Here is a 26,469-nt window from a genome sequence, read left to right as displayed (position 1 = left end):
GCGAAATGGCTGTCCTCGCGAGGGAGCCGCTGAGAACCCGCCGGTGGTCATCTTGCTCAAGCTGGTCACTGGTCATCGGCTTCGCCGCTGAGAAGACAACGATCGGAAGGCCGGAAGACCGTTGGCGGGCGCATTTGCCGGGTGGGCGCTCGTGGCGGGGTGTTGTGGCGGCGGTAGCGTGCTGTGCTGCCTGGTTGGGTGAAATTGGGAGGAGCAGCGCCGGTGAGAGCGGGACGAGCTGTCGGGCTGATGCTCGGAGTGGCGGCTGATGCTGCACTCGGTGATCCGCGGCGGGGGCATCCCGTCGCTGTCTTCGGGCGCGTCGCACAGACCGTCGAACGCCTGCTGCACCGCGACAGCAGGGGCGCAGGGGTGCTCTACACCGGGCTGCTCGTCGGCGGAACCGTCACGGTCGGCGTCGTTGTTGAACGCGCCGCCCGGCGCAGTCCCGTTCTGGAGGCGGCCACCACGGCGCTCACCACCTGGGTCGTGCTCGGCGGCGCGTCACTGGCCGACGAAGGAACCGCGATGGGCCGGTTGCTCGACGCGGGGGACCTGGACGGGGCTCGCGGCAGGCTCGCCCACCTGTGCGGCCGGGACGCCGCGCACCTCGACGAGCAAGGACTGGCGCGGGCCACCGTGGAGTCCATCGCGGAGAACACCTCCGACGCCGTCGTCGCGCCGCTGGTGTGGGGCGCGATCGCGGGAGTTCCGGGGCTGGTCGGTTACCGGGCGGCCAACACCCTCGACGCGATGGTCGGGCACCGCAGCCCGCACTACCTGCGATTCGGCTGGGCCTCGGCCCGGCTCGATGATGCGCTGAACCTGGCCCCGGCCCGGCTGGCGGCGATGCTCACCGCCGCGTGCGCCCCGGTCGTCGGCGGCTCCGCGGGCGGGGCGTGGCGGACGTGGCGGCGCGACGCCGCCGCCCACCCGAGTCCGAACGCCGGGCAGATCGAGGCCGCGTTCGCCGGGGCGCTCGAAATCCGCCTCGGCGGCCGGACCGTGTACGGCCACACCGCCGAGCAACGGCCGATCATGGGTGAGGGCCGCACCGCCGACGCGGGAGACGTGACGCGCGGAGTGGAACTGTCGCGGGTCATCGGCTCGGTCTCCGGCGTGCTCGCCGCCGCGGCGGTCGTGGCTCTGAGCACACGCGGCCGCTGACCGGTCGGATGGCCGCCGCACCGACCCTGTGCGTTCGGTCGGCTGTTGTGCTGACAGGGCGTGGTCGGTGGGTCGACCGATCGTGGGGTATGCGGCTCCGGAACAGGTGATCTGGCAGTGGTTCCGGTAGTGGTGGAAGGGACCGAAGGAGGTCACATGAGCGAACTGGCCACCGTGCTTTCGGGCTTGCTGCTCCCGCTCGCCATCATCGCCGTCGTCGGCGTGATCACGTTCGTCTACCGGCAGCCCCCAGGCGGCAAGCACCGCTGAGGCGGGTCTGTGCTCTGCCTGTGGAGGCTTGGGAGGTCGGCGTCCCGTCCTCATTCCCCGCGGGAGGCAGCCTCTTCGCGTTCCCGGCGCTCGTCCTCGGCGACGGCCTCGGCGACCGACATCTTCCGGGGCTTCTGCACCGTTCCCGCGGTCTGTTCCGGGGGCCGGAGCTCCGCGTAGATGAGGTACCCGATCGAGGCCAGCGCCATCACGCCGAACGCGATCCACTGCAACGCGTACGAGAAGTACGGCCCCGACGACAGCTGCGGCAGCGGCAACGCCGCGAGACCGCCCGGCTGCCCGTCGACCAGCGCGAAGTAGCCGGGCCGCAGCGGAACCCCGCTGCCCGCGGTGATGACCTGCGAGTCCACCGAGTAGGTCCAGCGGTGCCCCTGGCGCTCGAACACCGGGCGTTTCTCCTGGTCCTTCTCGTCCATCCGCACCCGAGCGGTGATCGTGACCTGCTCGGTGGGCGCGGCGGCGAACGGGGGAGCGTTGGTACCGACCGGCCGCACGAAGCCGCGGTCGACCAGCAGCGTCTCGCCGGTGGTGGTGCGGAACGGGGTGAGCACCTCGATCGCGGGCTCGCCCTGCACGGAGCGCAGCCAGGCCAGCGTCTCGGCTTCCGGCAGGTACCGGCCGGTGACGGCGATCTTGGTCCACTCGGTGGTCGCGTCGGGCGCTCTGCCGTCGGGCAGCGCCTCGCCGAGAGGTTTCGGCTCGGCCGTGAACGAGTGCTCGATGGCGTCGTTGCGGGCCTGCGTCTGGTCGTTGCGGCCGAACTGCCACGGCGCGAGCAGGGTGAAGCAGAGCGTGGCGAACAGCACGACCAGCAGGATCAGTCCGATCCACCCCGGTCGAAGCAGGAACTTCAGGCGCACGGCTCCACGGTAGGCGGCCCCGCGGCGACGCTCCCGCCCGCCCCCGCCGCAGTGCGGCCCAGCCCACGCCTGGCCTCCCGGAAAACTCCCCGTGCGGCGAATCGGGCAGCGGAACCTGAAACGGTCATTTCGTCGAACGGAATTGGGCGAACGGTCCGTTCACTCCGAACGGGTCTCGGCGATCCGGCGTGCTCGCGTCGATTCGGGGTGGGTGAACGGACCGTTGGTCCAACGGGATTGGGCGAACGGTCCGTTCACTCCGACGGCTTCGCCGCTGATCGGATGAGGGGCGGGGACCCGACGGAAGGCCGCTCGAACGCAGCTCGGCGATCAGCAGGGGGCGTTGCGGGCGGCCGTGACGGCTTGGCGGGCGTAGGCGCCGCCGAACAGCACGGTGTGCACGAGCAGCGGGAACAGCTGGTGCACGCCGATCCGGTCCCGCCAGCCCTCGGCGAGCGGCCGGACCTCCTCGTAGGCGGCCAGCACCCGCTCCAGGTGGGGGCAGCCGAACAGCGCGAGCATCGCGAGGTCCGTCTCCCGATGCCCACCGTGCCCGGCGGGGTCGATCACCCACGCCGCCCCGCCGCTCCAGTGCACGTTGCCCGCCCAGAGGTCGCCGTGCAGCCGGGCGGCGGGCTCATCGGAGCCGGTCAGCTCGGGCAGCCGGCCGCAGACCCGCTCGATGAGCGCGGACTCGTCGGCGCCGAGCAGCCCGGCGTCGACGGCACGCCGCAGGTAGGGCCGCACCCGGTACTCGGCGTAGAAGGACGGCCAGTCCGGCATGGGCTCGTTGCGCATCGGCGCGAGCCCGATCCACGCGTCGGCCGGGCCACCCGGTGGCGGGCTCCCGTGCGCGGGCGCACCCGCGGAGTGCAACCGGGCCAGGCCGCGCCCGAGCTCCTCGGCGGCCGCCGGAGCGGGCGAGCCGGAGTCGAGGTGTTCGGTCACGAGATGGCGATCGGTGTCGCCGAGCACCGCCGGAACGGGCAGCGCGCCGGGTTCCGCGAGCCACGCCAGCGAGGCGGCCTCCGCGGCGATCGCACCGGGCATGCCGGGCGGGTTCGTCTTCACGAACACCTGCCGTCCGTCGGCCAGCCGCACCGATCGGGAGGTTCCCGCGTCGCCGCCGCCGAGCTCCCGGACTCCGACCGCTTCGGAGCCGGTGAACCGCAGCACCACGTCTTCGATCTCGCCCATCACATGCCTCCGCTCCGCTCGCGGCCGAGTGTCCCCTCCGCCGGGCGCGAGTGCGCCCGAGCGCACCGGCCGGTCAGAGTCGTTCGCGGGTCCAGTCCAGCAGGCCCGGCACCGCGGCCTCGATCATCGCCAGCACGTCCTCGAAGCCGCGGTCCCCGCCGAAGTACGGGTCGGGCACCTCGGCCGCGTCCTCGGAGGCCGGGTCGAAGGACCGCAGCAGCCGCACCCGCTCCGGCTCGCCCAGCGCGTCGCGCACCACGCGCAGGTGCCCGGCGTCCATCGCCAGCAGCAGGTCGGCGTCGAGATGCTCGTCGCCGAGCTGCGCCGCCACGTGCTCGGTGGGGTAGCCGTGGTCGGCGAGCACCTTCAACGTCCGGGGATCGGCGCCCTCGCCGATGTGCCACGGACCGGTGCCCGCGCTGCTGACCTCCACCTGGTCCTCGAGCCCCGCCCGGCGGACGTGCTCCTGGAACACCATCGCCGCCATCGGCGAGCGGCAGATGTTCCCAGTGCAGATGAACGAGACGTGCATGGATGTTCCCTCGCTTGGCTTCGGAGGCGGGGCGGCCGAACCTCGGGTCCTCGGACTTGGTCGGGTATCGACGGTACGGCCCGTCCAGGAGGGAGCGCTCCTGGGCTGAAGATCGTCTTCCGGCGGTTACACTGCCCGAGATGACGAGCGGAAACGAGCACGAGCTGCTGCGCCACCACGGCGATGTGGACGCCGCACCGGGCCTGCTCGACTTCGCCGTGAACGTCCGGCTCGAACGCCCGCCGCGGTGGCTGCGCGATCACCTCGCCGCCGCGCTGGACGACCTGGGCCGCTACCCCTCCGCCGCGGATGATCTCGCCGCTCGGACCGCCGTCGCCGAGCGGCACGGCCGGGAACCCGAGGACGTGCTGCTGCTGTCCGGCGCGGCGGAGTGCTTCTCGCTGCTGCCGGCGCTGCGCCCGGAATGCGCCGCGGTGGTGCATCCCTCGTTCACCGAACCGGAGTTCGCGCTGCGTTCCGCGGACGTGCCGGTGACCCGGGTGCAGCTCGACGATCACCGCCTCGACCCGGCGCTCGTCCCGGACGAGGCCGATCTGGTGGTGTTGGGCAACCCGACGAATCCGACCTCGGTGCTGCACCCCGCCGAGGCGATCCGCGCCCTGGCCAAGCCCGGCCGGGTGGTCGTGGTGGACGAGGCGTTCGCCGACACCGTGCCCGGCGAACCGGAATCGCTTGCGGCGCAACGGATTCCGGGCGTGCTGGTGGTGCGCAGCCTCACCAAGACCTGGGCGTTGCCGGGGCTGCGCGCCGGATACGCGCTCGGTGAACCCGGCCTGCTGAGCCGGTTGAGCGCGCCCCGCCCGCATTGGCCGCTGGGCACCCTCGCGCTGGCGGCGATCACCGCCTGCTGCGCCCCGCAGGCGGTGGCGGAGGCCGAGCGGGCCGCCGTGGAGATCGCCGCGACGCGGGATCGGTTCGCCGCGGAGCTGGCCGCCATACCTGGGATCACGGTCGCCGGACCTGCCCGCGCACCGTTCCTGCTGCTGGACGTCCACAATGGTGCGAAGGTCCGCCACGCCTTGCGGGACCGCGGCATCGCGGTCCGGCGCGGCGACACCTTCCCCGGTCTCGGACCGGATCACCTGCGGGTGGCGGTTCGGGACGCGGCACGCAACGCGACTCTGGTCCGGGCGTTGCGCGAGCTTCTCGGATAGGGAGTCCTTGCGGAATGATCTTTTTTCGGTGTCGTGTCGGCGGCGGAGCCGCTGAGCGGTGACCGGCTTGAGCAAGATGACCACCGGCGGGTTCTCGGTGGCTTCCTCGCAGGGACGGCGATTTCGCCGCGTGCCGGTGTACGCCGGAAATCGCGGTGACCTCGGCGAGGGGCAGTGCGGAAGCCGCTGAGGTTCCGCTGAGCGGCCCGCTGTGCAGGTCGTTCTGAAAGGACCGATAAGTGCGAAGACCGAACCAAGGGGTGCGATTCGGATGACCGTGCGGATTCAGGACGTCGTGGACTCGCTGGAGGCCGCCTACCCGCCGGAGCTGGCCGAGAGTTGGGACGCGGTCGGTCTCGTCTGCGGCGATCCGCAGGCCGTCGTGCAGCGGGTGCTGTTCTGCGTGGATCCCACTGAGGACACTGTGGACGAAGCGGTGGGTTTCGGCGCGCAGCTGCTGGTCTCGCACCATCCGCTGCTGCTGCGCGGCGTGCACGGGGTGCCCGCCGACGACCCGAAGGGGCGGCTGGTGCACCGGCTGATCCGCTCCGGCATCGGCTTGTACTGCGCCCACACCAACGCCGACACCGCGGCCGTCGGAGTGTCCGATGCGCTGGCCGAGGCGATCGGTCTCACCGTCACCGGCCCGCTCGCCCCGCACGCCGAGGGCTCGGCCACCGGGCTGGGCCGCATCGGTTCGCTGCCGGAACCGGAACCGTTCGACCGGTTCGTGCAGCGGGTCGCGGAGAACCTGCCCACCACCGCCTGGGGTGTGCGCGGCGCGGGCGATCTCGACCGGGAGATCAGGACCGTGGCGGTCTGCGGCGGCGCGGGCGACTCGCAGTTGAGCACCGCGCAGGCCGCGGGCGTCGACGCCTACGTGACCGCCGACCTGCGCCACCACCCGGCGGGCGAGCACATCGCCCGCGGGGAGCTGCCGGGTGCGCAGGTGCCCGCTCTGGTGGACGTGGCGCACTGGGCGAGCGAGTGGCCGTGGTGCCAGCAGGCTGCCGACGTCGTGGGCGCGGCGCTACCGGATACTGTCGAGGTTCTTGTCTCCACACGCCGGACCGACCCGTGGACCGCTCACGCCGCCGGTACGGCCCCCGACTCTGGGAGGACTCCCGCGTGAAAGCCGACCCCGCCGTGCAGCGCAAGTTGCTCGATCTGGCGGAGGTGGACGCCGAGCTCAACCGCGTCAACCACCGCCGCCGAACGCTGCCCGAACTGGAGGAGATCGGCCACCGCGAACGTGAGCTGCAGGCACAGCGGGATTCGCTGGTGGCCGCGCAGACCTCGTTCGGCGACATCGACCGCGACGCGAAGCGGCTCGAAGCCGAGGTCGACCAGGTCCGCAAGCGCGAGGACCGCGACCGCAAGCTGATGGAATCCGGCGGTTCCGCCAAGCAGCTGGAGGACCTGCAGCACGAGCTGCAGACCCTCGCCCGTCGCCAGGGGAACCTGGAGGACGAGCTGCTGGAGGTCATGGAGCAGCGGGAGGCGTTGGAATCCGACGTCGAGCGTGCCCGCGCCGGAGTGACCGAGGCGGAGCAGCGGCTCGCCGACGTGCAGCACAGCCGGGACGAGGCGATGGCCGACCTGGACACCGCCGAGGCCAAGCGCACGGTGGAACGCCAGTCCTTGGCCGGCGCGCTGCCGGAGCCGCTGCTGGCCCTCTACGACCGGATCCGCGCCTCCAAGGGCGTCGGGGTGGGGCAGCTGCAGGGCAACCGCTGTGGTGCCTGCCGCATCGAGCTGGACCGCTCGAAGCTCGCGGAGCTGCGGGACACCGCCGCCGACGACGTGGTCCGCTGCGAGGAGTGCGGCGCGATCCTGGTTCGCTCCAAGGATTCCTGATGCGGGTCGTCGTCGAAGCCGACGGTGGCTCCCGGGGCAATCCGGGGCCTGCCGGGTGCGGCGCGGTGGTGCGCGGCGCGGACGGCGCGGTGCTCGCGGAGCGGTCGCGCTGGCTGGGTGTCGCCACGAACAACGTCGCGGAGTACGAGGGCCTGCTCGCCGGACTGCGGGCGGCGGCGGAACTCGGTGCCGACGAGGTCGACGTCCGGATGGACTCCAAGCTCGTCGTGGAGCAGCTCTCCGGCCGCTGGAAGATCAAGCACGAGGCGCTGCGATCCCTTGCGGCTCAGGCGAAGGAGCTCGTCGCCGACTTCTCGACGGTGACCTTCGAGTGGATTCCGCGGGCGAGCAACGCCGACGCGGACCGGTTGGCGAACGAAGCGATGGACACCCGGGCCGACGCCGAACGCGGCGCGGAGTCGGCTTCCGCCGGCAGTGCGGAGTCGGCTTCCGCCGGGGGTGCGGGGACCGCTGCCGCCGAGACTTCGGGGCGGGTGCGCCCCACCGGCTGGAACGGTGCCGTCGGGGCGCCCACGAAGTTGCTGCTGCTGCGGCACGGGCAGACCGCCATGTCGGTGGACCGCCGCTACTCCGGCCGTGGTGACGTGCCGCTGACCGAACTGGGCGAGAGCCAGGCGCGGGCCGCCGCGGCCCGGCTGGCCGGGATGGACGGGGTCGTCACCGCCGACGGCGCGGCCCCGGTGCTCGCCTCCCCGTTGGGGCGCACCCGGCAGACCGCGGAGGCCGTCGCCGCAGCCACCGGCGGCGAACTCACCTTCCACGATGGGCTGCTGGAGACGGACTTCGGTGCTTGGGAGGGTCTGACCTTCCTGGAGGCAGCGGAGAAGTTCCCCGAGCTGCACCGGTCCTGGCTCGGCGACTCCACCGTCGAACCGCCGGAGGGCGAGAGCCTGGAAGCCGTGTTCGGCCGGGTCACGGGTGTGTGCGACGAGATCCTGGAGCGCCACGCCGGAACCACGGTGATCGTCGTCAGCCACGTCACGCCGATCAAGGCGCTGCTGCGGCTGGGGCTCGACGTGGGGCCGTCGCTGTACTACCGCCTGCACCTGGACTTGGCGTCGCTGTCGATCGTCGAGTTCTATCCGGACGGCAACGCCTCCGTCCGGCTGGTCAACGACATCTCCCACCTGGGCTGAGGCCTGAATGCTCGCCGCGAGGCCACGGCTGCTCCTGAGCTGAACGCCTCCTCCGGCCGATCTGAGCGGGAGAACGGGGCAGCACTTGATGCGCTTCGGCTCGGGCGGGTTCCGGTTGGCCGGTTTGCGACGGAACGTTGACCGGGTGCCCCGATGGGTATCTGCTCACCGGCGAGGTGATCACGGATGAGTGCACGGACGCGCCGATCGCGGCGCAGCAGCGGGGTTCTCGGGCTCCTGCTGGCCGCAGCGATGGCGTTGCCCGCCACGGCCGCCGCGGCCCCGGAACCGTGGACCGGTGATTTCGCGGACTTCCCCGGCGAGTCCTGGCAGCAGCGGTGGGGCGTGCTCGGTGACGGCAGGTTCGGCTTCGACCGGATGTCCGGGCAGGACGGCTCGCTGGAGGTGTTCTACGGCGCGGGTTCGTCCTCGCCGTCCTGCGACGACTGCCCGAGCGAGGGCGGCGGTCAGTTCTACACCGACTTCGACGACCTCGGCCGCGAGGACCTGTCCCAGGCCCGCTCCCTGCACTTGAGCTACCAGGTGCGGTTCCCGGCCGACTACGACTTCGGCAAGGGCGGCAAGCTCCCCGGTCTCTACGGCGGCCCGCCCGGCGAGGCCGGTGGCGGGAACCACGGGCAGGCCTGGTCCACCCGGTTCATGTGGCGCAACGACGAGGGCCACGACGCCCGCGCCGGCGACGGCGAGGTGTACGTCTACGACCCGTCGCTGGGCGACGGCTACGGCGAGGACGTGGGCCGCGGCGCGTGGCAGTGGCAGGCCGACGACCAGTGGCACACCGTGGAGCAGTCCGTGGACCGCGACACGGGGCGGATCGTGGTGCGCTACGACGATCAGGAGGTGCTCGACGTCGTGGGCATCGAGCAGATCGGCGACGTGCCGTTCGCCGGGATCTTCTTCTCCACCTTCTTCGGCGGCCACGCCACCGAATGGGGACCCGACCACGACGTGCGGGCGCGGTTCCGCGACTTCCAGGTGGACGTGCCGGAGCAACGAGTCCTTGCAGGAGCATCTGCGCAGGTGTCCGGGTAGCGGATCCTCAGCGCCCTCCTGGCTGCCTCTTCGTCGTGTCGCCGCGATTTCTGGTGATGCCGATACGCGGTGAGATCGCTGTCCTCGCGAGGAGTCCGCGGAGAACCCGCCGGTGGTCCACCTGCTCGGGCTGGTCACTGCTCATCGGCTCCGCCGCTGGCAAGACGCAGCTCGAAGGGTTCCGCAAGGCGCGCCGAGCGGTCAGGCGGCGACGTGCGCGGCCGGGTTCAGCTCTCGGCTGAACGTGGCCAGCCCGTCGGACAGCCGCCGGGTCGCGCGCGGGTCCCACCGCCAACCGTCGTCGTCGGCGGTGAGCCACTTGTCGAACAGGAAGCTGGCGGGCGCCACCCGCTGGGCACCGTGATCGGCCAGCAGGCGGCGCACCGCGTAGTCAGCGGTGCTCGACTGGGCTTGCGTCGAACCCAGGCACACCGCGTGCACCGGTCGTCCGGCGGGCGAGGGCATCAGGTCCAGCCACGCCCGCAGCAGACGGCTCCCGGAGACCTCGTAGGACGGCGTGATCAGTACGATCCCGTCGGCGCGGTCGAGCAGCCTGCGCGCCCACCGCAGCGCGGGGGCATCGGCGCGGCCGGTCAGCAGCGCCGACTCGGGCATCCGGTGCAGCGGCAGACCGCGCACGCGAAACCCCTCATCGCGCAGGGCTTCGCCGGTGGCGCGGTGCAGTTCTTCCAGGCGGGACAGCGAATGCGGGCTGCTGGAGACCGTGATGACGGTGGACATGAGCGCGTTCTTCCTGCGAGCGGCCGAAATCGGCCGTGAATGAGCGTGACGGGCGCGTTCAGCAGGACGAACAGCAGGCACCGTTGACGCGCGCGTAGTCCACGTAGCGGCAGCGGGTCAGCGGTGCGGCGGTCACCAACGCAGTAGAGCAACCAGCCCGAATACCGGTCAATCCACTCCCACCCGACGAGACGACCACCGAACGAGCGAGAAAACCCCACGGCCGAAGGCCACACACCCAGGCAACGAAGCAAGCCGACCGAAGGCCACCCCTGCGGCGAAGCCGTACCTCACGACCGAAAACCGTGCAGTCAGGCGGCAAAGCAAGCCCACCTCACGCCCGAAGTCCCCGCCCTACGGCGAAGCCGTGCTTTACGGCGAAGCCGAATCTTCGCGGCGAAGCCGAATCCTTACGGCGAAGCCGTGCTCTGCGGCGAAGCCGTGCCTGTATGCGCGTAGCGCATAGCCCACGTCAAAAGGTCGACCACCGGCGGGTTCTCAGCTGTCTTCTCGCGAGGACAGCTTTTTCCCTCGTGGCGGAGCCACTCGGGAAAAAGATCCCGCAGCGAGAAGACAGCTGAGGTTCCGCTACCCGCCCACCTCAGCCAAGCGAACCCAGAACAAGAGAAAGGTGGAGGAGTCGGCCTGTAAGCCGGATCCTGTTCTTGGGGACCTCGCGATCTCCCGGTCGGCGACCATCCATCTCGGCCTGCCGTTGCCGGCAGGCTCCAGCGGCCTACCCGCAGGCTCGGGCGGGCAGCCCTCGAACACCTGCGCAGACGCTGATCGGCGTCCTCTTGGCCTTGCTCCGGGTGGGGTTTACCTAGCCGCCCCGGTCACCCGGGGCGCTGGTGGTCTCTTACACCACCGTTTCACCCTTACCCGTCCGGCGAACCGGTCGGGCGGTCTGTTTTCTGTGGCACTGTCCCGCGGGTTTCCCCGGGTTGCCGTTAGCAACCACCCTGCCCTGTGGAGTCCGGACTTTCCTCGACGCGGGTCGTGCCCGCGCCGCGGCCGCCCGGCCGACTCATCCACCAGGTTTCAGTCTAGCGACCACGGGTCCGCGCCCGGTGCGGCGTGCCTCGGAGCCCACCTGGATCCGGGCATTTCAGACGGTGATGATTTCGGTCGCTGGTCACTGCCCGTGGAGCGACCTGGACGCGGCGGTGACCGGTGGAGCCGCTACGCTGGATGCAGTCAAGATCACGTCCGGGTGGCGGGCGCGGACGCGGTTCGCCATCGTCGGCCGGCGCCCGGCGAACGGGTTTCGGTGCAACATCGAGTGGTGTGCCGAATTCCACTGTCCGGCCGATTCATGCACTGTGCGTGAGGAAGGGGCTCGCAACAGAGTGAACGATCAGGGGTTCCCGATCCAGCGCATGTCCGGCCTCCGCTCCGTCGCGTTCATTGCTCCATCCGAGTCAAGCCCGAACGGCCTATTCGGGGAGTGAACCGGTCTGCCGACGTCTCCGGTGGCGCTGGATCAACCACTACTGCTGGTGACCATGTCATGTTCTACTCGTATCGTCGCGTCGGGAAGATCCTGTCGGCCGACGTACCTGCCCGACGACCCTTCACGCACTCAGGGGTAACAAGATGACCGCCATGCCGCTGGAAACGTTGGCGCACGTGCAAGTCCTGGCCGCGCTCGACCCGCTGGCGCAGCAGACAGGTCTCGGGACCGAAGGCATCCGCGGGTGGATCATCAACAACCTGCTGCCGCTGCTGCTGCTCGCGGTCGCGTTGCTGTTGCTGTGGCTCGGCGGCGGTAAGGGCGACAACGCGGGCGTGATGCGCCGCGTCATGGGCGTGGTCGTGGCGCTGGCCATCATCGGGTTCGCGGTCACCGGCGCGGGCGTGGACATCGGCACGTTCATCGCCGGTCTGTTCAGCACCACCAGCGGGTGATCGCCAGTGCGGATCCGCACCGATGACGAGGTCTACCGGGTCGACGCCGTGTGGCTCGGCCCGCCGAAGGCGACGTTCCCGTGGCGAGTGCGCTACGTCGCGTGGGGCGTCGGGACGATCGTGCTCCTGCTGGTGCTCGCCGTCGAACGGCGGATGAACATCGGCTTCGGCTTCTTCTCCACCGCGTGGGCGCTGATCATCACCGTCGTGGTTACGCGGATCGTGTGTTCCCGGATCACCCACGAACGGCCGCTGGGAGCGGTCCTGGTGATGTGGTTGCGTGAGTTGACCGCACCTCGTGAACGTTCCGCCGGACGCGGCGGGGCGGCGGGCGCGGCCCGGATCAAGGTGCGCACCCAGCGGCCGCGGCCGAAGCAGAAGCAACCCAGACAAGCAAAGCAGCCCACTCGGCGCAGCCGGGGAGGCCCGCCCCAGCAGGCCCGGCGATCCGGCCGGTCCCAATACGGGGCTCAGCCCGCCGGTGGTTCGAACAGGCAAGTCCGCCGCACCAGGAAGTCCGCGGGACGCACCAAGTCCGCGGGCGGGCGTGCGCGTAGCAAGGAGGTTCGCGGTGTTCGGTCGCCGTCGAGGCGGTGAGCGCCAGCCCCAGGGTCTCGGCGCGTCCCAGCGCGCCCCGCAAGGCGGGGGCAAAGCGCGGGGGAAGGCGAAACGGCAGGACCGCAGGCTTCCTGACGAACAGTCGTTGCCGAGCTACACGCCTTCCATCGCCGCCAGGTCCATCGACGGACACCTGCTGCGCACCGGTCAGGACGTGTTCGCCTGGTACCGGTTGTCGCCGCAGCGCTGGTCCTTCCGCTCCGATTCGCAGCGCCAGGACCTGATCGCCGCCATCGCGGGGCAGTACGCGGAGCTCCAGGGCCGCTGGATGCACCTGCGCGTGACGAGCCGTCCGTACCCGATCCGGATGTGGGCGGAGGCGCACGTGCACAACGCGCGCGGTGCGCTGCCCGACGCTCCCGGCGCGCTGAGCTTCGACGACTACATGGTCGGCGAGCAGCAGCAGCTGATGGGCCGCTCGATGGCGGAGAAAGAGGTGTACCTCGGCGTCCAGGTGCAGACCCGCAACGTGGTGGACCGCGCCGTGGAACGCGCCGCCCCGCTGCTGCGGCGGGTGTTCCCGGAGGCCGTGGACGCCGAACTGGTCGCGCTCGACAGCGAGATCGAGCACCTGGACCAGGTGATCGGCTCCGCCGGGCTGGACGGACGTCCGGTGACGGCGGAGGAGGTTTCCTGGCTGATGCACCGGTCCTGCTCGCTGGGCCTGCCCGCGCCGCGCAACCTTCCCGCGGTGCCCGGCGCCGCGTGGGAACCCGAGGACTTGGCGTCGTTCACCGACGCCGCCGACATGTACCAGGAGCCGTACTCGCCGACCGCCACCGTCCGCGGTCGCACCGGCTCCAACGCGGGCATCACCCGGCACGTCGCGGTGCTGACGGTGGGCCAGTCGCACGGCCTGCAGATCCCGGAGATCGACGACCCGTGGATCCAGCACTCCGATCGACTGCCCGCTCCGGTCGAGTGGTCCGCGCGGATCTACGTGCGCCGCCCCGAGGACGTGGGCGGTGAGCTGCAGCGCCAGATGAACAAGGTGCGCTCGCAGGTCCGGCACTACACCGAGGAACACGGCTTGGAGCCGCCGACCTCGCTGGCCCGCCAGGCGGGCCGGGTGCTGGAGATCGACGACGAGATGACCACCGGCTTCACCGCGCTGGCCACCCGCGTCCGCTCGTGGTGGCGGCTGGCGGTGTCCGGGCCGACGGAGCGCGACGCGCTGCGCCTCGCGCAGCAGATCCTGGACCTGTACAAGCCGAAGGTCGCCATCGAGCATCCCGAGGCGCAGTACGCGATGGCTCGCGAGTTCATCCCCGGCGAGCAGCTGGCCTCCGGCGCGTACATGCGGCGCGGTTCGGTGGTGTGGGCCGCGGCCGCGGTCCCGCAGGCCACCGCGGAGGTCGGCGACCGGCGCGGCATCCTGCTCGGCGAGACCTGCACCGCGACCCGGCGCCCGGTGGCTTGGGACCCGTGGATGGCGCAGGAGGTCCGCGACGCCTCCGGCCTGACGGCGATGGTCGCCGGTTTGGGCGGCGGCAAGTCCTTCCTCGGCGGCGGCACCGTCTACAAGACGTTGCGGGCGGGCGCGCACTGGACGTTGCTGGACCCGTCGGGTCCGCTGGCGGAGCTGTGCAAACTCCCCGAGCTGGCGCCGTACGCGCGGCCGATCAACCTGCTCAACGCCCAGCCCGGCATCCTCAACCCGTACCGGGTGGTGGCCGAGCCGCAGCTGGAGCACTTCGTCGACGAGGACGACCCGGAGCGCAGCTGGCGGCGGGAACGGGCGCTGTCGGCGGCCACCCGGCGGCGGCTGGTGCTGGACGTGCTCACCGGTCTGCTGCCCTACGAGGTGGCCCGGCTGCCGCAGACCCGGATCGTGCTGCTGCGCGCCGTGCGCGCCGTCGGCGGCCGGCCGGACGCGCACCCGGGCATGGTGTTCGAGGCGCTGCGCCGCGACGCGTCCGAGCACCACGAGCACGCGGTGGTGGTGGCGGACTTCCTCGATGAGATCCGCGAACGCATGTCGCTGCTCATCCCGGAGGCCGACGCCGACCCGTACTCGGAGACCCGCGAGGACCGGTTGACGGTGCTCACCATGGCGGGCTTGGCGCTGCCGAAGGACGGAGTCGGACGGGAGCATTGGACGGACGCGGAAGCGCTCGGCGTCGAGATGCTGAACCTGGCCGCGTGGCTGACGCAGCGATCCGTTTACGAGCGCCCGAAGAACGAGCGCAAGGGCGTCTGGATCGACGAGGCGTTCTTCCTGTCCGAGGTGCCGACGGGCCGGGTGCTGATGAACCGGTTCGCCCGCGACTCCCGCAAGTGGAACGTGCGGGTGCTGCTGTCCAGCCAGATCCCGGCGGACTTCCTGCGCATCCAGGGTTTCGTGTCGCTGCTGGACTCGGTGTTCGTCGGCAGGCTCGACGATGAGCAGGCGCAGGCGGACGCGTTGCGGCTGCTGAAGGTTCCGGTCGGCGCGGGTTACGAGCAGGTGGTGTCCGCGCTGGGACGCAGGCCGGGACCCGCGCGCAACAGCACCGAGCGGGATCGGGCGCCGCGGCAGTTCATCTTCGGTGACGGCGCCGGCGGTGTGGAGCGCATCCGCATCGACTTCGGCGGCCCGCACCTGGAGCACTTGCGCGACGCGCTCGACACCACTCCCGGCAGCACCGCGGCCGATCCGGATCAGCGGGCGCTGCCCGGAGCCGAGGGCGCGGCGAACTCCGACACCCCGCCGCTGCCGTCGCCGCCGCCGGTGCCGGAGGACGACTACGCGGGCGATATCGACGGTTTCGACGAGTTCGAACTCGAAACCGTCGGCATCGGGCCGGGTGAGGAACGCAGCAACGGAACCGACCGCTCGCAGCAGCGGCCCGGTCAAGGCGGAGACGAAGTGCGGTGAGCACGCTGCTCGCACCCACGATCATGGCGGCGGTGATCGTGGCGGTGATCTGGGCCGCGAAGCGGGTGGTGTCCCGGCGGGCGCGGCTGACCGCGCGCGCCAGGAGCCGTCGTTCGGCGGTGCTGCTGGTCGGTGCCCTGGTCGCGATCCAGGCGCTGATCGGGGCACCGGTCTCGGCGCAGGGCTTGGACTGCAAGGAACCGCCGAGTCCGGAACGGCCGCAGTCCGGCATGGTCGGTGCGATCGACCGGGCGCCGCTGGGTTCGGGGGTTCCGGGCAGCCCGTACGACGAGTTCGGCTACGCCGGGCACGTGTGGCACAACTATGACCTGGGCTGCGGGCCGCAGGGCATGATGAACCCGAACGCGCTGGTCGACACGTGGTTGGGCAACGAGCTGTTCAACCTGTCCAAGAACCTCGTGGGAGCCACCAACGGGCTGCACTACGCGCTGGTCAACGGCAATCTCATGGGGCCGCTGGACGACCTGATCGCCACCGGCACCGTCGCCCTCTACGACAGCGTGTTCACCCCGTGGTTCGGGGTCGCGGCGCTGGTCCTGGCGGTGCTGCTGTTCCGCTACATCTGGCAGGGCGACCTGGCCACGATCGGCAAGCGCACCATGTGGGCGCTGGCGGGGTTGTGGTTCGCCTCTGCCACGTACCTCACGCCGATGATCTACACGCACGCCCTGGACGAGATCGTGATCACCGGGACTTCGGTGGTGCAGTCCGGTTTCCTGCAACAGGTCGGCGTCGGAGACGCCACCAACTCGTTGCCGACGGAACTGCACAAGCAGGTCGTTTACAACAACTGGCTGCGCGGTGAGTTCGGTGCGCCTGATGCGCCGGAGGCCGAGCGGTTCGGCCCGCAGCTGCTGCGCGCGCAGGCGTGGACGAAGCAGGAGGTAGCGGCGAACGCCGACAAGGGACCGGCGACTCCGAAGACCGATGCGTTCACCGACGTCGCCGGCCAATTGCAGAACACCAGTGCCTACGGCTACTTCCAGGGCAAGGACGGCAGCCGGGTCGGCGCCGCGATGTTGTCGGTGGTGCAGGGCCTCGCGTTCGCCTCGTTCCAGCTGATGGCGAAGGCCGCGATCCTGCTGGCGCAGGTGCTGCTGCGGGTGCTGATCTTGGCCGGGCCGCTGATCGGGCTGGTGGCGTTGCTGAACCACCAGGTCCTGCGCGCGGTCGGGCGGATCGCCGGTGCGGCGATGCTCAACGTGCTGGTGATCGCCGCGATGGCCGGGCTGCACACCTGGGTGCTGATGTGGATCTTCAACGGGCCGACGCCGTTCGACGTGCTCATCCAGATCCTGTTGGCGGGACTGGTGACGATCGTGTTCATCATGGTCGGCAAGCCGATGCAGCGGATGGGCCAGATGGTGCAGCTCTCGGTCGGCGGTTCCGGTGGCGTGGCGCAGGCTTCGCGCGGCGTGTTCGGCCGATTCCGCGGGCGGCAGCCGACCGAAGATCCCAGCGGGGACTTCTGGAACCAGGTTCGCGAGTCCGATCCGGACGCGCCGCCACCGGACCCCGCCGGACAGCGCGGCAGGTGGCAGACGCGACCGGAGGCCGATCACCAGGCGATGTCGGCGACGGCGCAGCGCCTCGACCGGCAAGGCGGGCCGTGGGCGGCGTTGCCCGGCAGCGGAGCGCCCACCGGCGGCGGCATGGGTTCGCCCGCGCTGCCCGCGTCCGGCCCGGCAGGGGAGCGGCGACCGGGCGGTCCCGCCGCGGCTCTGCCGGAGGGCAGGCCCAGCCGGACGGTCGACACCGCTCCGGTCACGGACGTCGGATGGGATCGGCGGGAGGAGGAACCGGTGCTGGTTCCGTCCCGGTCGGACCATGCGCCGATGCCCGCTCCGACCGAACCGGCCGCGCCGCGCCGGGCCGACATGGAAGTGGTCGCGGGCAAACCCGTGTACGTCGTGTACCGGCCGTCCCGCGGTCTGGAGGTGGCGGATGAAGACTGACCGACCACTGTGGACTGATGGTTGCCGGCGGAATGGCCTGCGCACGGGGTCGTTCGGTGGAGCCTCCGCGGCTTCCTCGCTGCGGGATCCATTTCTCACGTATGCCGTAGGCGGCGAAATCGCCGTTCTCGCGCGGAAGTCGCCGAGAACTCGCCGGTGGTCTGCTCGCTCAAGCCGGTCACTGCTCAGCGGCTCCGCCGCCGACGAGACCAAAGATCATTCTGCGATGACTCCTCAACGGACAGAGCCGGCCGGGCGGGTGCGAACCCGGTCGGCGGGGTGAAGGGGAAGCGATGCCGATCCGGACGCATCGGGGACGCGCGGCGGTCTACCGGAGGCTGTGGGGCTGGCCGCTGCGCTCGCCGAAACACCTGGTGACCGCGGTGATCGTGCTCGCGGTCGTCGCCACGGCCATCGGGTTCCTGCTTCCCGAGCCGCCACCGGCGCGCAACTACCGGGACCAGCCGCAGGGCACGGAGCAGTACCAGGCGGCCCCGGCGCCGCCGAGCCGCACGCCCGCGCCCCCGACGTTCTCGGTGCCCGCCACCCCGCCGCCGCCCGCGCCCGCGGACCCGGCCGGGCTCCAGGTCGTGGAGGCCTGGGGCAAGAAGTGGGCGACGCACCCGCCGGGCACCGCCGCGGCGCAGTGGGTCGAAGGCCTGCGCCCGTACACCACCGAAGAGTTCATCACCGAGATGACCTCGGTGGACCCCGCGAACGTGCCGTCGACGGCGATCATCGGACCGCCGAAGCCGTTGCGTTCCACCGCCAACTCGATGAGCGCCCGGTTATCGACCGATGCCGGCGACATCGAAGTAGATCTGATGAACACCCCGCAGGGATGGCGCGTCTCCGGCTACAACAAGGTGAGCTGACATGCGAAAACTCTTGGTGGCGGTCGTGGTGTTGGCCGGCTTCGCCGGACTGGTCGGGCTGGGCGCGTTCGTGCTCGTGCTCTCCGGCGTGCAGGGGACGCAGAGCTGGTCGGATTGCAGCGCCGGACTCGGCCCGTCGGGCGACGGGAAGGGCCGCGGCGAAAGCGATGCGAGCAGCCTCGACGAGGAGTCCGTGACCATCGCCAAGGAGATCATCAAGATCGGCAAGGAGCGCAACCTGCCGCCGCGCGCGTGGCAGGTCGCGATCCAGGCCGGCAAGACCGAGTCGAACCTCGCGAACCTGACTCACGGCGACCGCGACTCGCTGGGCATCTTCCAGATGCGGCCCTCGATGGGCTGGGGCAGCGTCGCGCAGGTCACCGACGTCGACTACCAGATCAACAAGTTCTACGACGTGCTGCTGGAAATCCCCGACTGGGAAGGGCTGCAGCCGGGCACCGCCGCGCAGCGCGTGGAGCGTTCCGCCTACCCGTTGCGCTACCACAAGTGGGAGCCGATGGCGGCGCACCTGGTCAGCGTCGAAGGCCAGGTTTCCGGGTTCAGCGGCTGCGAGGACCTGCCCTCGGCCGGGGTGCTCGCGACCAAGGCGATCGCGTTCGCCGACCAGCAGATCGGCAAGCCCTACGTGTGGGGCGCGGCGGGACCGAGTTCGTTCGACTGCTCCGGGCTCACCCAGATGGCCTGGAAGGAGTCGGGCGTGAACATTCCGAAGTACTCGCGGTCCCAGTACAGCGACGGCGGGGCGCACCTGCCGCTCACCCAGGCGCAGCCCGGTGATCTCGTGTTCTGGGGCGCGGGCCGGGACCCGGGCGCCATTCACCACGTGGCCCTGTACTTGGGCGACAACCAGATCCTGCACGCGCCGCAGCCCGGCGAGTCGGTGGAGCGCACCGAGATGTGGGACGGCGGTGAGCTGCTGCCGACGGTGGTCCGGCCCGGTGGTGACGCCGCCGCGCCGCCGCAGGTCGCTCCGCAGCAGCCCACGATCCTGCCGAGCACCGGGCAGCCCGTGGGAGACCGGCCCGCGCCGGGTCCGGCGGGATCGCAACCGGCGGGCCAGCCGGTGCGGCAGCCGGTGTAGCGGGTACCGGGCAACCGGATCAGCACTCTCCGGCGTGGTGGGAACGCGGTGCGACACGGCCACCGCGAATGGTTCGGACCGCTGATCGAGGCGGTTCGCTGTGGCAATCTTGGGCGGGGCCGTCCGATGGCCCGACCTGGCGGCGAAGCGGGTCCGCGGTCCGCTGCGCCGCGTGCGCGGGATGAGCACCGCCGATGCGGTGCGAATCCCGCGGCGTCCTACACCGGGAGGAAGCATGTTCACCCCAGACCCCATTCCGAGGCGTTCCGCACCTCCGGCGTCGAGCACGCCGCTGGGTGACTATCTGTCCCGCGCCGGGCACGGGGTCGACACCGGGTACGCGGTGCTGCCTCGTTCGCTGGCGGAGTCGATGCCGTTGCCGTGGCAGCAGCACATGCGCCATCTGCTCGCCGAGTTCCACCAGGCTTTCGGGCACATGCAGTGGCCGGTGTACCGGGTGGTGCCGTCCCGCTACGAGCGGCTGGTGGACCTCGACGACGAACAGCTCGCCGAGGTGGGCTGCACCGTGGAGGTCGGCGACAGCGGCGAGCTGGAGTACCGGATGCGCGACGGCCGCCGCATCGACAACCCGGAGAGCCAGCAGGTCCTGGTCTCCTGCCTGGACCCCATCCCCCGCAGGCAGCCCGACGGCCGCCCACCCGCACCAGGAGCCCCACCGCCCCCCGCCTGGTGAGCCCTGAGCGGTACGGGGCGCGGCCCGCCTGACCCCCCGAATCGTGGAAGCCGGTCCTGCTCTACGCCCACGAACGTCGAAGCCGTTCTTTCCGGCGAAGCCGCGCTTTTGGCGGCGAAGCCCGCAAAGGGCGGGCGAAGCCCCGCCTGCCTCGCGGCCGAAGGCCGTGCTTTGCGGCGAAGCCGTGCCTTGCGGCGAAGCCGCGCTTTTGGCGGCGAAGCCCGCAAAGGGCGGGCGAAGCCCCGCCTGCCTCGCGGCCGAAGGCCGTGCTTTGCGGCGAAGCCGTGCCTTGCGGCGAAGCCGCGCTTTTGGCGGCGAAGCCCGCAAAGGGCGGGCGAAGCCCCGCCTGCCTCGCGGCGAAGCCGAATCCCCGCGGCGAAGCCGTGCCTGTATGTGCGAAGCACATAGCCCACGTCAAGAAGCCGACCACCGGCGGGTTCTCAGCTGTCTTCTCGCGAGGACAGCTTTTTCCCTCGTGGCGGAGCCACTCGGGAAAAAGATCCCGCAGCGAGAAGACAGCTGAGGTTCCGCCACCCGACCACCCCGGACAGACGAGAACGGGACGTGACACGACCCCGTACAACGTGCGAGGCTCGGGGTATGGCCCGCGATGGTTGGTTCTTCTGCTTGAAGCACCAGCAGGTCGAGCCCGCCGCGGGATGCCGCGCCGCCGACCGGCTGGGGCCTTACCCGGATCGCGCCTCCGCGGAGCACGCTCTGGAGATAGCCAAGGAGCGCACCGACGCGGCCGATGAGGCCGACCGGCGCTGGGCCGAGGAGGACTGAGCTCCGATGGCGACGGCACAGGTACCACGAGGTGGCACCGATGCCGTCGCAGCGTCTCCGCTGGGTTCCGGGCATCCGCCGCACCCCCGCCGCCCGGCGGACGGGATGTGCGATTTCACCGCTGTGCGCAAGGATTTCGGCCTGCCCGCGGAGTTTCCCACCGCCGCTCTGACGGAGGTGGAGCAGACCGTCGCGCAGCCGGTGTTCGAGGCGGACAGGGTGGACGCGACTGAGTTGCCATTGGTCACGGTGGACCCGGTGGGCGCGAAGGACCTCGACCAAGCGGTGCTGCTGAGCCGTCGTGGCTCCGGTTTCCGCATCGAGTACGCGATCGCCGACGTGCCCGCGTACGTGCGCCCCGGGGGCGCGTTGGACGCGGAGGTGCGGCGTCGCGGTCAGACGTTGTACTTGCCGGACGGGAACGTGCCGCTGCATCCGACGCTGTTATCGGAGGGCGCGGCGAGCCTGCTGCCCGATCAGGTGCGGCCCGCGGTGCTGTGGACGATCGACTTGGACTCGGACGGTCTTGCGGTGCGTGCGCAGGTGCGGCGTGCGCTGGTGCGGTCGGTCGCGCAACTCGACTACGAGGGCGTGCAGCGTTCGCTGCGGGCCGGCGTCGCGCACTCGTCGATCGAGCTGCTGCCGGTGATCGGGCGGCTGCGCCGGGCGCAGGCGTTGCGGCGCGGCGCGATCGAACTGGGCTTGCCGGAGCAGCAGGTGGCGGCCGACGAGTCCGGCGGCTGGCGGGTCGCGCTGCGGCCGAGGCTGGTCGTGGAGGAGTGGAACGCGGAGATCTCCCTGCTCACCGGCATGTGCGCCGCCGAGATGATGTTGGACGCCGGCATCGGGATTCTGCGCACCGTGCCGGATCCGGAGCCGCCGACGGTGGCGGCGCTGCGGAGGTCCGCGGCTCGGCTGGGCGTGGAGTGGCCGGAGGATCTGCCGCCGGCGGAGGCGTTGGCGGGCATCGATCCGGTGCGGCCGGAGGCGCTGGCGGTGCACGTAGCGGCGACGCGGCTGCTGCGCGGCGCCGGGTACACGTCGTTCGACTCGAGTGTTCCGTCGAAACCGCGCCACGCCGGGATCGGGGCTCCGTACGCGCACGTGACGGCTCCGTTGCGGCGGCTCGTGGACCGCTACGGCGCGGAGGTGTGCTTGGCGGTGAGCGAGGGCCGTGAGGTGCCGGGCTGGGTCCGGGAGGCGCTGCCGGTGCTGCCCTCGGCGATGGGCTCCTCGGACCGGGTGGCGACGCAGGTGGAGCGGGCGTGCCTCGCGCAGGCCCAGGCGTGGTCGCTGGCGGGCCGGGTGGGCTCGGTGTTCCCGGCGACGGTGCTGCGGACGGGCGCCGCCGACGGTGAGGTGTTCATCCCGGATCCGCCGGTGATCGCCCGTTGCGCGGGTGACGACCTCACCGAGGGCCAGCGAATCCGGGTCCGCCTCACTCAAGCCGACCCGCACCGCCGCGAAGTCACCTTCACCACCGCCTGACCGGCCCGGAGCGAACGCCTCCTTCCGTCGACGCGACCGGTCCGACGGGCCATTCACCCGGCGCGACCGCTGGAGTGAATGTCTCCTTTGACCAGCGGGGTTGGGCGAAGGGGCCGTTCACCTGGTGATCGCTGGTTTCGGTGGGGTCGTGCGAACGGGTGATGTCGGGTTCGAGAGGGTGGGCCGTTCAGTGGGGCGAACCACAACGGACCCGTCTAGCGCGGGATCCGGTCGATGCGGATTGTGGAAGGGCAGCGTCGCAACGTGACAACGAGGAGGCCCGTCGTGGCTGAGGTGCGCGAGATGACCGTCGGTGTGCTCGGAGGCACCGGCGCGCAAGGCAAGGGCCTGGCGATCCGGTGGGCCGCGGCGGGCCTGCACGTCGTGATCGGCTCGCGCAAGGCCGAGCGCGCTCAGGACGCGGCGCGCGAGATCGCCGAGACGGCGGACGGCCAGGTCACCGGGGAGGACAACGCGGCCTGCGCGGCGGTGGCCGACATCGTGCTGGTCGCCTTGCCGTGGGATGCGCACGCGGACACCTTGGCGACGCTGCGCACCCAGCTGGCGGGCAAGATCGTCATCGACTGCGTGAACCCGCTCGGGTTCGACAAGCAAGGCCCGTTCGCGCTGGACGTGCCGGAGGGCAGCGCCGCGCTGCAGGCGGCCGCGCTGCTGCCGGAGTCGCGGGTCACCGCGGCGTTCCACCACGTCTCGGCCGTGACCTTGGCGGACCTGTCCGTCGAGCACGTCGACCTGGACGTGCTGGTGCTCGGCGACGACCGGGAGGCCACCGACGTGGTGCGCGAACTCGCCGACGTGATCCCCGGTGTGCGCGGCATCTTCGGCGGCCGGTTGCGCAACGCCCACCAGGTGGAGGCGCTCACGGCGAACCTCATCGCGATCAACCGCCGCTACAAGGCGCACGCGGGCGTGCGAGTCACCGACGTGTGAGCCTCCGCCGCGGCGGGGAACTCTCGCTGAAGCAGCCGCGAGGAGGGAGCCGCATGTCGCAGCAGCAGACCCAGTTGCCGTCGGAGGCGGCGGGCTGGACGGATGACGAGCGGGAACGCGCCAGCCAGCTGCTCGACGGTCACGCCATCGTGGTCAACGTGCGCAAGCAAGGTCCGCACCGGCACTTGGTGCCGTGGCTGGAGCGGCAGGAGCTGCTGACTTACGTCGGCCACTCCGGTCCTCGGCACTCCTGGGCGGCCTCCGATTTCGCGAGTCCGTTCGTGAAGGAGGCGAAGTCGGATCGGGAGGCGATGGTCCGCCACTACGACCAGTGGCTCGACGAGCAGCCGGATCTCGTCCGCAGGCTGCGGGAGGGCGAACTCGGCGGCCGCGCCTTGGGCTGCTGGTGCGCCCCGAAGCCTTGCCACGCGGACGTCCTCGCCCACCGCGCCGGTTGAGCCCTGCGGGAGCGGGTGAACGGACCGTTGGTCCAACGGGATTGGGCGAACGGTCCGTTCACTCCGGTCCGGAGTCGGCGAGCTGGGGTGGTTGTGCTGATGCGGGAGGGGGTGAACGGACCGTTGGTCCAACGGGATTGGGCGAACGGTCCGTTCACTCCGGTCCGTCAGTTGAAGGAGTGTTCGGCGGCGGGGAAGTCGCCGCCGCGGACCTCCTGGGCGAAGCGGTCGGCGGCGTCGGCGAGGATGCCGCCGACGTCGGCGTAGCGCTTCACGAAACGGGCGGTGCGTCCGGTGTTCATGCCCGCCATGTCCGTCCACACGAGCACTTGCGCGTCGGTGTCCGGCCCGGCCCCGATGCCGACGGTGGGGATCCGGAGTTCGGCGGTGACGTGCTTGGCGGCTTCGGCGGGAACCATTTCCAGCACGACCGCGAACGCACCCGCTTCTTGCAGCGCCTGCGCGTCGGCGAGCAGTTCCGCAGCTTGGTCGCCGCGACCTTGCACCCGGTAGCCGCCGAGCCCGTGCTCGCTCTGCGGCGTGAACCCGAGGTGCCCCATCACAGGAATCCCGGCGGACACGAGCGCTTCGACCTGCGCGGCGTAGCGCCGGCCGCCTTCGAGTTTGACGGCGTGCGCGCGGCCTTCCTTCATGAACCGGGTCGCGGTGGCCAGCGCCTGCTCCGGGGAGCCCTGGTAGGAGCCGAACGGCAGGTCGGCGACGACCAGGGAGTGCTCGGCGGCGCCGGTGACGGCGCGGACCAGCGGCAGCAGTTCGTCCACGGTCACCGGTAGCGAGGACTCGTAGCCGTAGACGTTGTTGGCCGCCGAGTCACCGACCAGCAGCACGGGAATCCCGGCCTGGTCGAAGATCCGCGCGGTGTACATGTCGTAAGAGGTGAGCATCGGCCAGTTCTCGCCGCGCTCCTTGAGCTGTTGCAGGTGGTGGATGCGGACGCGGCGCCGGGCGGGTGTGGTCCCGTACGGGGCGGCGGTCTCGCCGTGGGCAGGCTGCGAAGCGTGTGCAGCAGTCATCGTTGACCGTCCCTTTCCTCAAGGCCTGCGTTGCAGGTCCCTGGGCGTTATGCGACGTCTTGCAATCGCCAGGGTCGCACGGGTCGACGTCACCTCGGAGCGTCCGACGACGCAAGTCACAGCGGGATGAGCTCGCCGACCGCGTGAGCGGAGTGCGTCGGGGAGTAGCGGCGCTCCCGGGCGCGAGATCGGAGTTGCACCAGATGCACCAGCGATGCAACGGCGGCGCCAGGTGGTGGCAACCGAACGCAGCAGGTAGCGGCGTGGATGCGCACCTTTGGCCCAGTGCGTTGCGCCCTCCGGGTCAAGTCAAGATCATCTACTGGACCTGGTTCGGACGTGCTGCCTAGCCTGATCGGGTTGCAACGTACCAAAGAGGGAGCAGCATGACCGCGGCCAAAGAAGCTCCAGACATCTTGTCTCCGGAATTCGCCATCGATCCGAACCCGTTTTATCAAGTGCTGCGAGATGATTTCCCGCTGCTTTGGCACGAGGCGACCCAGAGCTACATCGTGTCCCGCTACGCGGACGTGAAGCGCGCGTTCCGCGAACCGGTTTTCACCACTCAGAATTACGATTGGCAGCTCGAACCGGTGCACGGCCGCACCATCCTGCAGTTGGACGGCCGGGAGCACGCGGTGCGGCGCGCGTTGGTCGCTCCCGCGTTCCGCGGCAGCGAGCTGCACGAGAAGTTCCTGCCGGTGATCAAGCGCAATTCCAGCGCGCTGATCGACCGGTTCCGGGGCACCGGGCGCGTCGATCTCGTCGCCGATTACGCGACCAAGTTCCCGATCAACGTGATCGCCGACATGCTCGGCCTGCGCGAGGAGGATCGCGACCGGTTCCAGGGCTGGTACACGGCGATCATCGCCTTCCTCGGCAATTTGAGCCAGGACCCGGACGTCATCGAGGCGGGGATGCGGACCCGCGCCGAGTTCGCCGAGTACATGATTCCGGTGATCCAGGACCGCCGGGAGAACTTGGGCGACGATCTGCTCTCCACGCTGTGCACGGCGGAGATCGATGGCACCAAGATGAGCGATGAGGACATCAAGGCGTTCTGCAGCCTGCTGCTCGCCGCGGGCGGTGAGACGACCGACAAGGCCATCGCGGCCCTGTTCCTGAACTTGCTGCAGAACCCGGATCAGCTCGAAGCGGTGCGAGCCGACCGCGATCTGATCCCGCAGGCCTTCGCCGAGGCGCTGCGCTTCTCCCCGCCGGTGCACATGATCATGCGTCAGCCCGCGGAGGACGTCGAGCTCAGCGGTGGTGTGGTGCCGAAGGGCAGCACGGTGACCTGTCTGATCGGGGCGGCGAACCGGGACGAGGGGCACTACGCGAACCCGGACAGGTTCGACGTGTTCCGGGAGGACCTGCCCGCCCGCACGGCGTTCACGGCCGCCGCCGATCACCTCTCGTTCGCACTGGGCAGGCACTTCTGCGTCGGCGCCCTGCTGGCGAAGTCCGAGATCGAAGTCGGCATCAACGACCTGCTCGACGCGATGCCCGACGCGAAACTCGCCCCGGGCTTCGACCCGGTCGAACAGGGGGTCTTCACCAGAGGCCCCGAATCAGTCCCGGTGCACTTCACCCCCAACTGACCCGCCGAGCACGTGTCGTCGTCCCGCCAACGGCGACTCGTGCCTTCCGGCGGCGAAGTCCACCAAGGGCGGGCGAAGCCCCGCTTGCCTC

23 protein-coding genes and 1 other RNA gene are annotated in these 26,469 nt (G+C 70.8%); 18 read left to right on the top strand and 6 right to left on the bottom strand.

From position 1 onward, the window contains the following. Positions 1-222 precede the first annotated feature (222 nt). Positions 223-1,167 carry a cobalamin biosynthesis protein gene (locus H2Q94_RS23200; RefSeq protein ID WP_243789294.1) on the top strand — a complete coding sequence of 315 codons (945 nt, stop codon included), beginning with the start codon at positions 223-225 and terminating at the stop codon, positions 1,165-1,167. 320 nt (positions 1,168-1,487) lie between these two features. Here the strand turns inward: H2Q94_RS23200 and H2Q94_RS23195 are convergent, their stop codons facing one another. The 3 genes from H2Q94_RS23195 to H2Q94_RS23185 form a co-directional block, all read right to left on the bottom strand. Next, positions 1,488-2,318, bottom strand: coding sequence for an SURF1 family cytochrome oxidase biogenesis protein (locus H2Q94_RS23195; protein WP_243789293.1), 831 nt, complete (start codon positions 2,316-2,318; stop codon positions 1,488-1,490). Positions 2,319-2,648: 330 nt separating this feature from the next. After that, positions 2,649-3,515: a fructosamine kinase family protein gene (locus tag H2Q94_RS23190; protein WP_243789292.1), complete on the bottom strand. Its 867-nt coding sequence runs from the start codon at positions 3,513-3,515 to the stop codon at positions 2,649-2,651. A gap of 73 nt (positions 3,516-3,588) precedes the next feature. Then, positions 3,589-4,047, bottom strand: a complete 459-nt coding sequence (locus H2Q94_RS23185; protein WP_243789291.1) for a low molecular weight protein-tyrosine-phosphatase — start codon at positions 4,045-4,047, stop codon at positions 3,589-3,591. Positions 4,048-4,187: 140 nt separating this feature from the next. Between H2Q94_RS23185 and cobC the strand changes: the two genes are divergently transcribed. The 5 genes from cobC to H2Q94_RS23160 all read left to right on the top strand — a co-directional run bounded on the left by cobC (position 4,188) and on the right by H2Q94_RS23160 (position 9,289). Continuing rightward, positions 4,188-5,222, top strand: a complete 1,035-nt coding sequence (gene cobC / locus H2Q94_RS23180) for an Rv2231c family histidinol phosphate aminotransferase CobC (protein WP_243789290.1) — start codon at positions 4,188-4,190, stop codon at positions 5,220-5,222. A gap of 271 nt (positions 5,223-5,493) precedes the next feature. Continuing rightward, positions 5,494-6,354, top strand: a complete 861-nt coding sequence (locus H2Q94_RS23175; RefSeq protein WP_243789289.1) for a Nif3-like dinuclear metal center hexameric protein — start codon at positions 5,494-5,496, stop codon at positions 6,352-6,354. Beyond that, the gene (locus H2Q94_RS23170; protein ID WP_243789288.1) at positions 6,351-7,079 is read left to right on the top strand and encodes a zinc ribbon domain-containing protein; all 729 of its coding nucleotides are present in this window, start codon (positions 6,351-6,353) and stop codon (positions 7,077-7,079) included. Before H2Q94_RS23175 ends, H2Q94_RS23170 begins: the two co-directional genes overlap by 4 nt. Continuing rightward, entirely contained in the window at positions 7,079-8,236 is a 1,158-nt protein-coding gene (locus H2Q94_RS23165; RefSeq protein ID WP_243789287.1) for a bifunctional RNase H/acid phosphatase, read from the top strand. The genes H2Q94_RS23170 and H2Q94_RS23165 overlap by 1 nt, the downstream gene beginning before the upstream one ends. Positions 8,237-8,422: 186 nt before the next feature. After that, the gene (locus tag H2Q94_RS23160) at positions 8,423-9,289 is read left to right on the top strand and encodes a polysaccharide lyase (protein ID WP_243789286.1); all 867 of its coding nucleotides are present in this window, start codon (positions 8,423-8,425) and stop codon (positions 9,287-9,289) included. A gap of 201 nt (positions 9,290-9,490) precedes the next feature. On the opposite strand, the gene H2Q94_RS23155 is transcribed toward H2Q94_RS23160, so the two are convergent. Beyond that, entirely contained in the window at positions 9,491-10,030 is a 540-nt protein-coding gene (locus H2Q94_RS23155; protein ID WP_243789285.1) for an NAD(P)H-dependent oxidoreductase, read from the bottom strand. Positions 10,031-10,662: 632 nt separating this feature from the next. Next, an RNA gene (gene rnpB, locus H2Q94_RS23150) (RNase P RNA component class A) lies at positions 10,663-11,060 on the bottom strand. Positions 11,061-11,626: 566 nt separating this feature from the next. Here rnpB and H2Q94_RS23145 point away from each other — a divergent pair. The 11 genes from H2Q94_RS23145 (at position 11,627) to H2Q94_RS23095 (ending at position 23,743) form a co-directional block, all read left to right on the top strand. Further along, positions 11,627-11,938: a hypothetical protein gene (locus H2Q94_RS23145; protein ID WP_243789284.1), complete on the top strand. Its 312-nt coding sequence runs from the start codon at positions 11,627-11,629 to the stop codon at positions 11,936-11,938. A gap of 6 nt (positions 11,939-11,944) precedes the next feature. Next, entirely contained in the window at positions 11,945-12,535 is a 591-nt protein-coding gene (locus H2Q94_RS23140; RefSeq protein ID WP_243789283.1) for a hypothetical protein, read from the top strand. Continuing rightward, positions 12,510-15,413: an ATP-binding protein gene (locus H2Q94_RS23135; protein ID WP_243789282.1), complete on the top strand. Its 2,904-nt coding sequence runs from the start codon at positions 12,510-12,512 to the stop codon at positions 15,411-15,413. Before H2Q94_RS23140 ends, H2Q94_RS23135 begins: the two co-directional genes overlap by 26 nt. Then, positions 15,410-17,389: a hypothetical protein gene (locus H2Q94_RS23130; protein WP_243789281.1), complete on the top strand. Its 1,980-nt coding sequence runs from the start codon at positions 15,410-15,412 to the stop codon at positions 17,387-17,389. Before H2Q94_RS23135 ends, H2Q94_RS23130 begins: the two co-directional genes overlap by 4 nt. A 293-nt stretch (positions 17,390-17,682) precedes the next feature. Then, the gene (locus tag H2Q94_RS23125) at positions 17,683-18,264 is read left to right on the top strand and encodes a hypothetical protein (RefSeq protein ID WP_243789280.1); all 582 of its coding nucleotides are present in this window, start codon (positions 17,683-17,685) and stop codon (positions 18,262-18,264) included. 1 nt (position 18,265) lies between these two features. After that, entirely contained in the window at positions 18,266-19,366 is a 1,101-nt protein-coding gene (locus H2Q94_RS23120) for a C40 family peptidase (protein ID WP_243789279.1), read from the top strand. 235 nt (positions 19,367-19,601) lie between these two features. Beyond that, positions 19,602-20,060, top strand: a complete 459-nt coding sequence (locus tag H2Q94_RS23115) for a hypothetical protein (protein ID WP_243789278.1) — start codon at positions 19,602-19,604, stop codon at positions 20,058-20,060. A gap of 600 nt (positions 20,061-20,660) precedes the next feature. Then, complete coding sequence (locus H2Q94_RS23110) at positions 20,661-20,846, top strand: hypothetical protein (protein ID WP_243789277.1); 186 nt, start codon at positions 20,661-20,663, stop codon at positions 20,844-20,846. A 6-nt stretch (positions 20,847-20,852) separates the two neighbouring features. Further along, positions 20,853-22,334, top strand: coding sequence for an RNB domain-containing ribonuclease (locus H2Q94_RS23105; protein WP_243789276.1), 1,482 nt, complete (start codon positions 20,853-20,855; stop codon positions 22,332-22,334). A 285-nt stretch (positions 22,335-22,619) separates the two neighbouring features. Further along, positions 22,620-23,285 (top strand): NADPH-dependent F420 reductase, encoded by a 666-nt coding sequence (npdG, locus tag H2Q94_RS23100; RefSeq protein ID WP_243789275.1) that lies wholly within the window; start codon positions 22,620-22,622, stop codon positions 23,283-23,285. A gap of 53 nt (positions 23,286-23,338) precedes the next feature. Then, positions 23,339-23,743 carry a DUF4326 domain-containing protein gene (locus H2Q94_RS23095; protein ID WP_243789274.1) on the top strand — a complete coding sequence of 135 codons (405 nt, stop codon included), beginning with the start codon at positions 23,339-23,341 and terminating at the stop codon, positions 23,741-23,743. A gap of 167 nt (positions 23,744-23,910) precedes the next feature. Here the strand turns inward: H2Q94_RS23095 and panB are convergent, their stop codons facing one another. Continuing rightward, positions 23,911-24,777, bottom strand: a complete 867-nt coding sequence (panB, locus tag H2Q94_RS23090) for a 3-methyl-2-oxobutanoate hydroxymethyltransferase (RefSeq protein WP_243789273.1) — start codon at positions 24,775-24,777, stop codon at positions 23,911-23,913. A gap of 386 nt (positions 24,778-25,163) precedes the next feature. Between panB and H2Q94_RS23085 the strand changes: the two genes are divergently transcribed. Next, complete coding sequence (locus H2Q94_RS23085; RefSeq protein ID WP_243789272.1) at positions 25,164-26,378, top strand: cytochrome P450; 1,215 nt, start codon at positions 25,164-25,166, stop codon at positions 26,376-26,378. Positions 26,379-26,469 lie beyond the last annotated feature (91 nt).

Origin of the sequence: Saccharopolyspora gloriosae, assembly GCF_022828475.1 — a bacterium.
Classification (GTDB): Bacteria; Actinomycetota; Actinomycetes; order Mycobacteriales; family Pseudonocardiaceae; genus Saccharopolyspora_C; species Saccharopolyspora_C gloriosae_A.
Note: the sequence above shows the minus strand (reverse complement) of the source record. Positions and strands in the feature narration are given on the sequence as shown.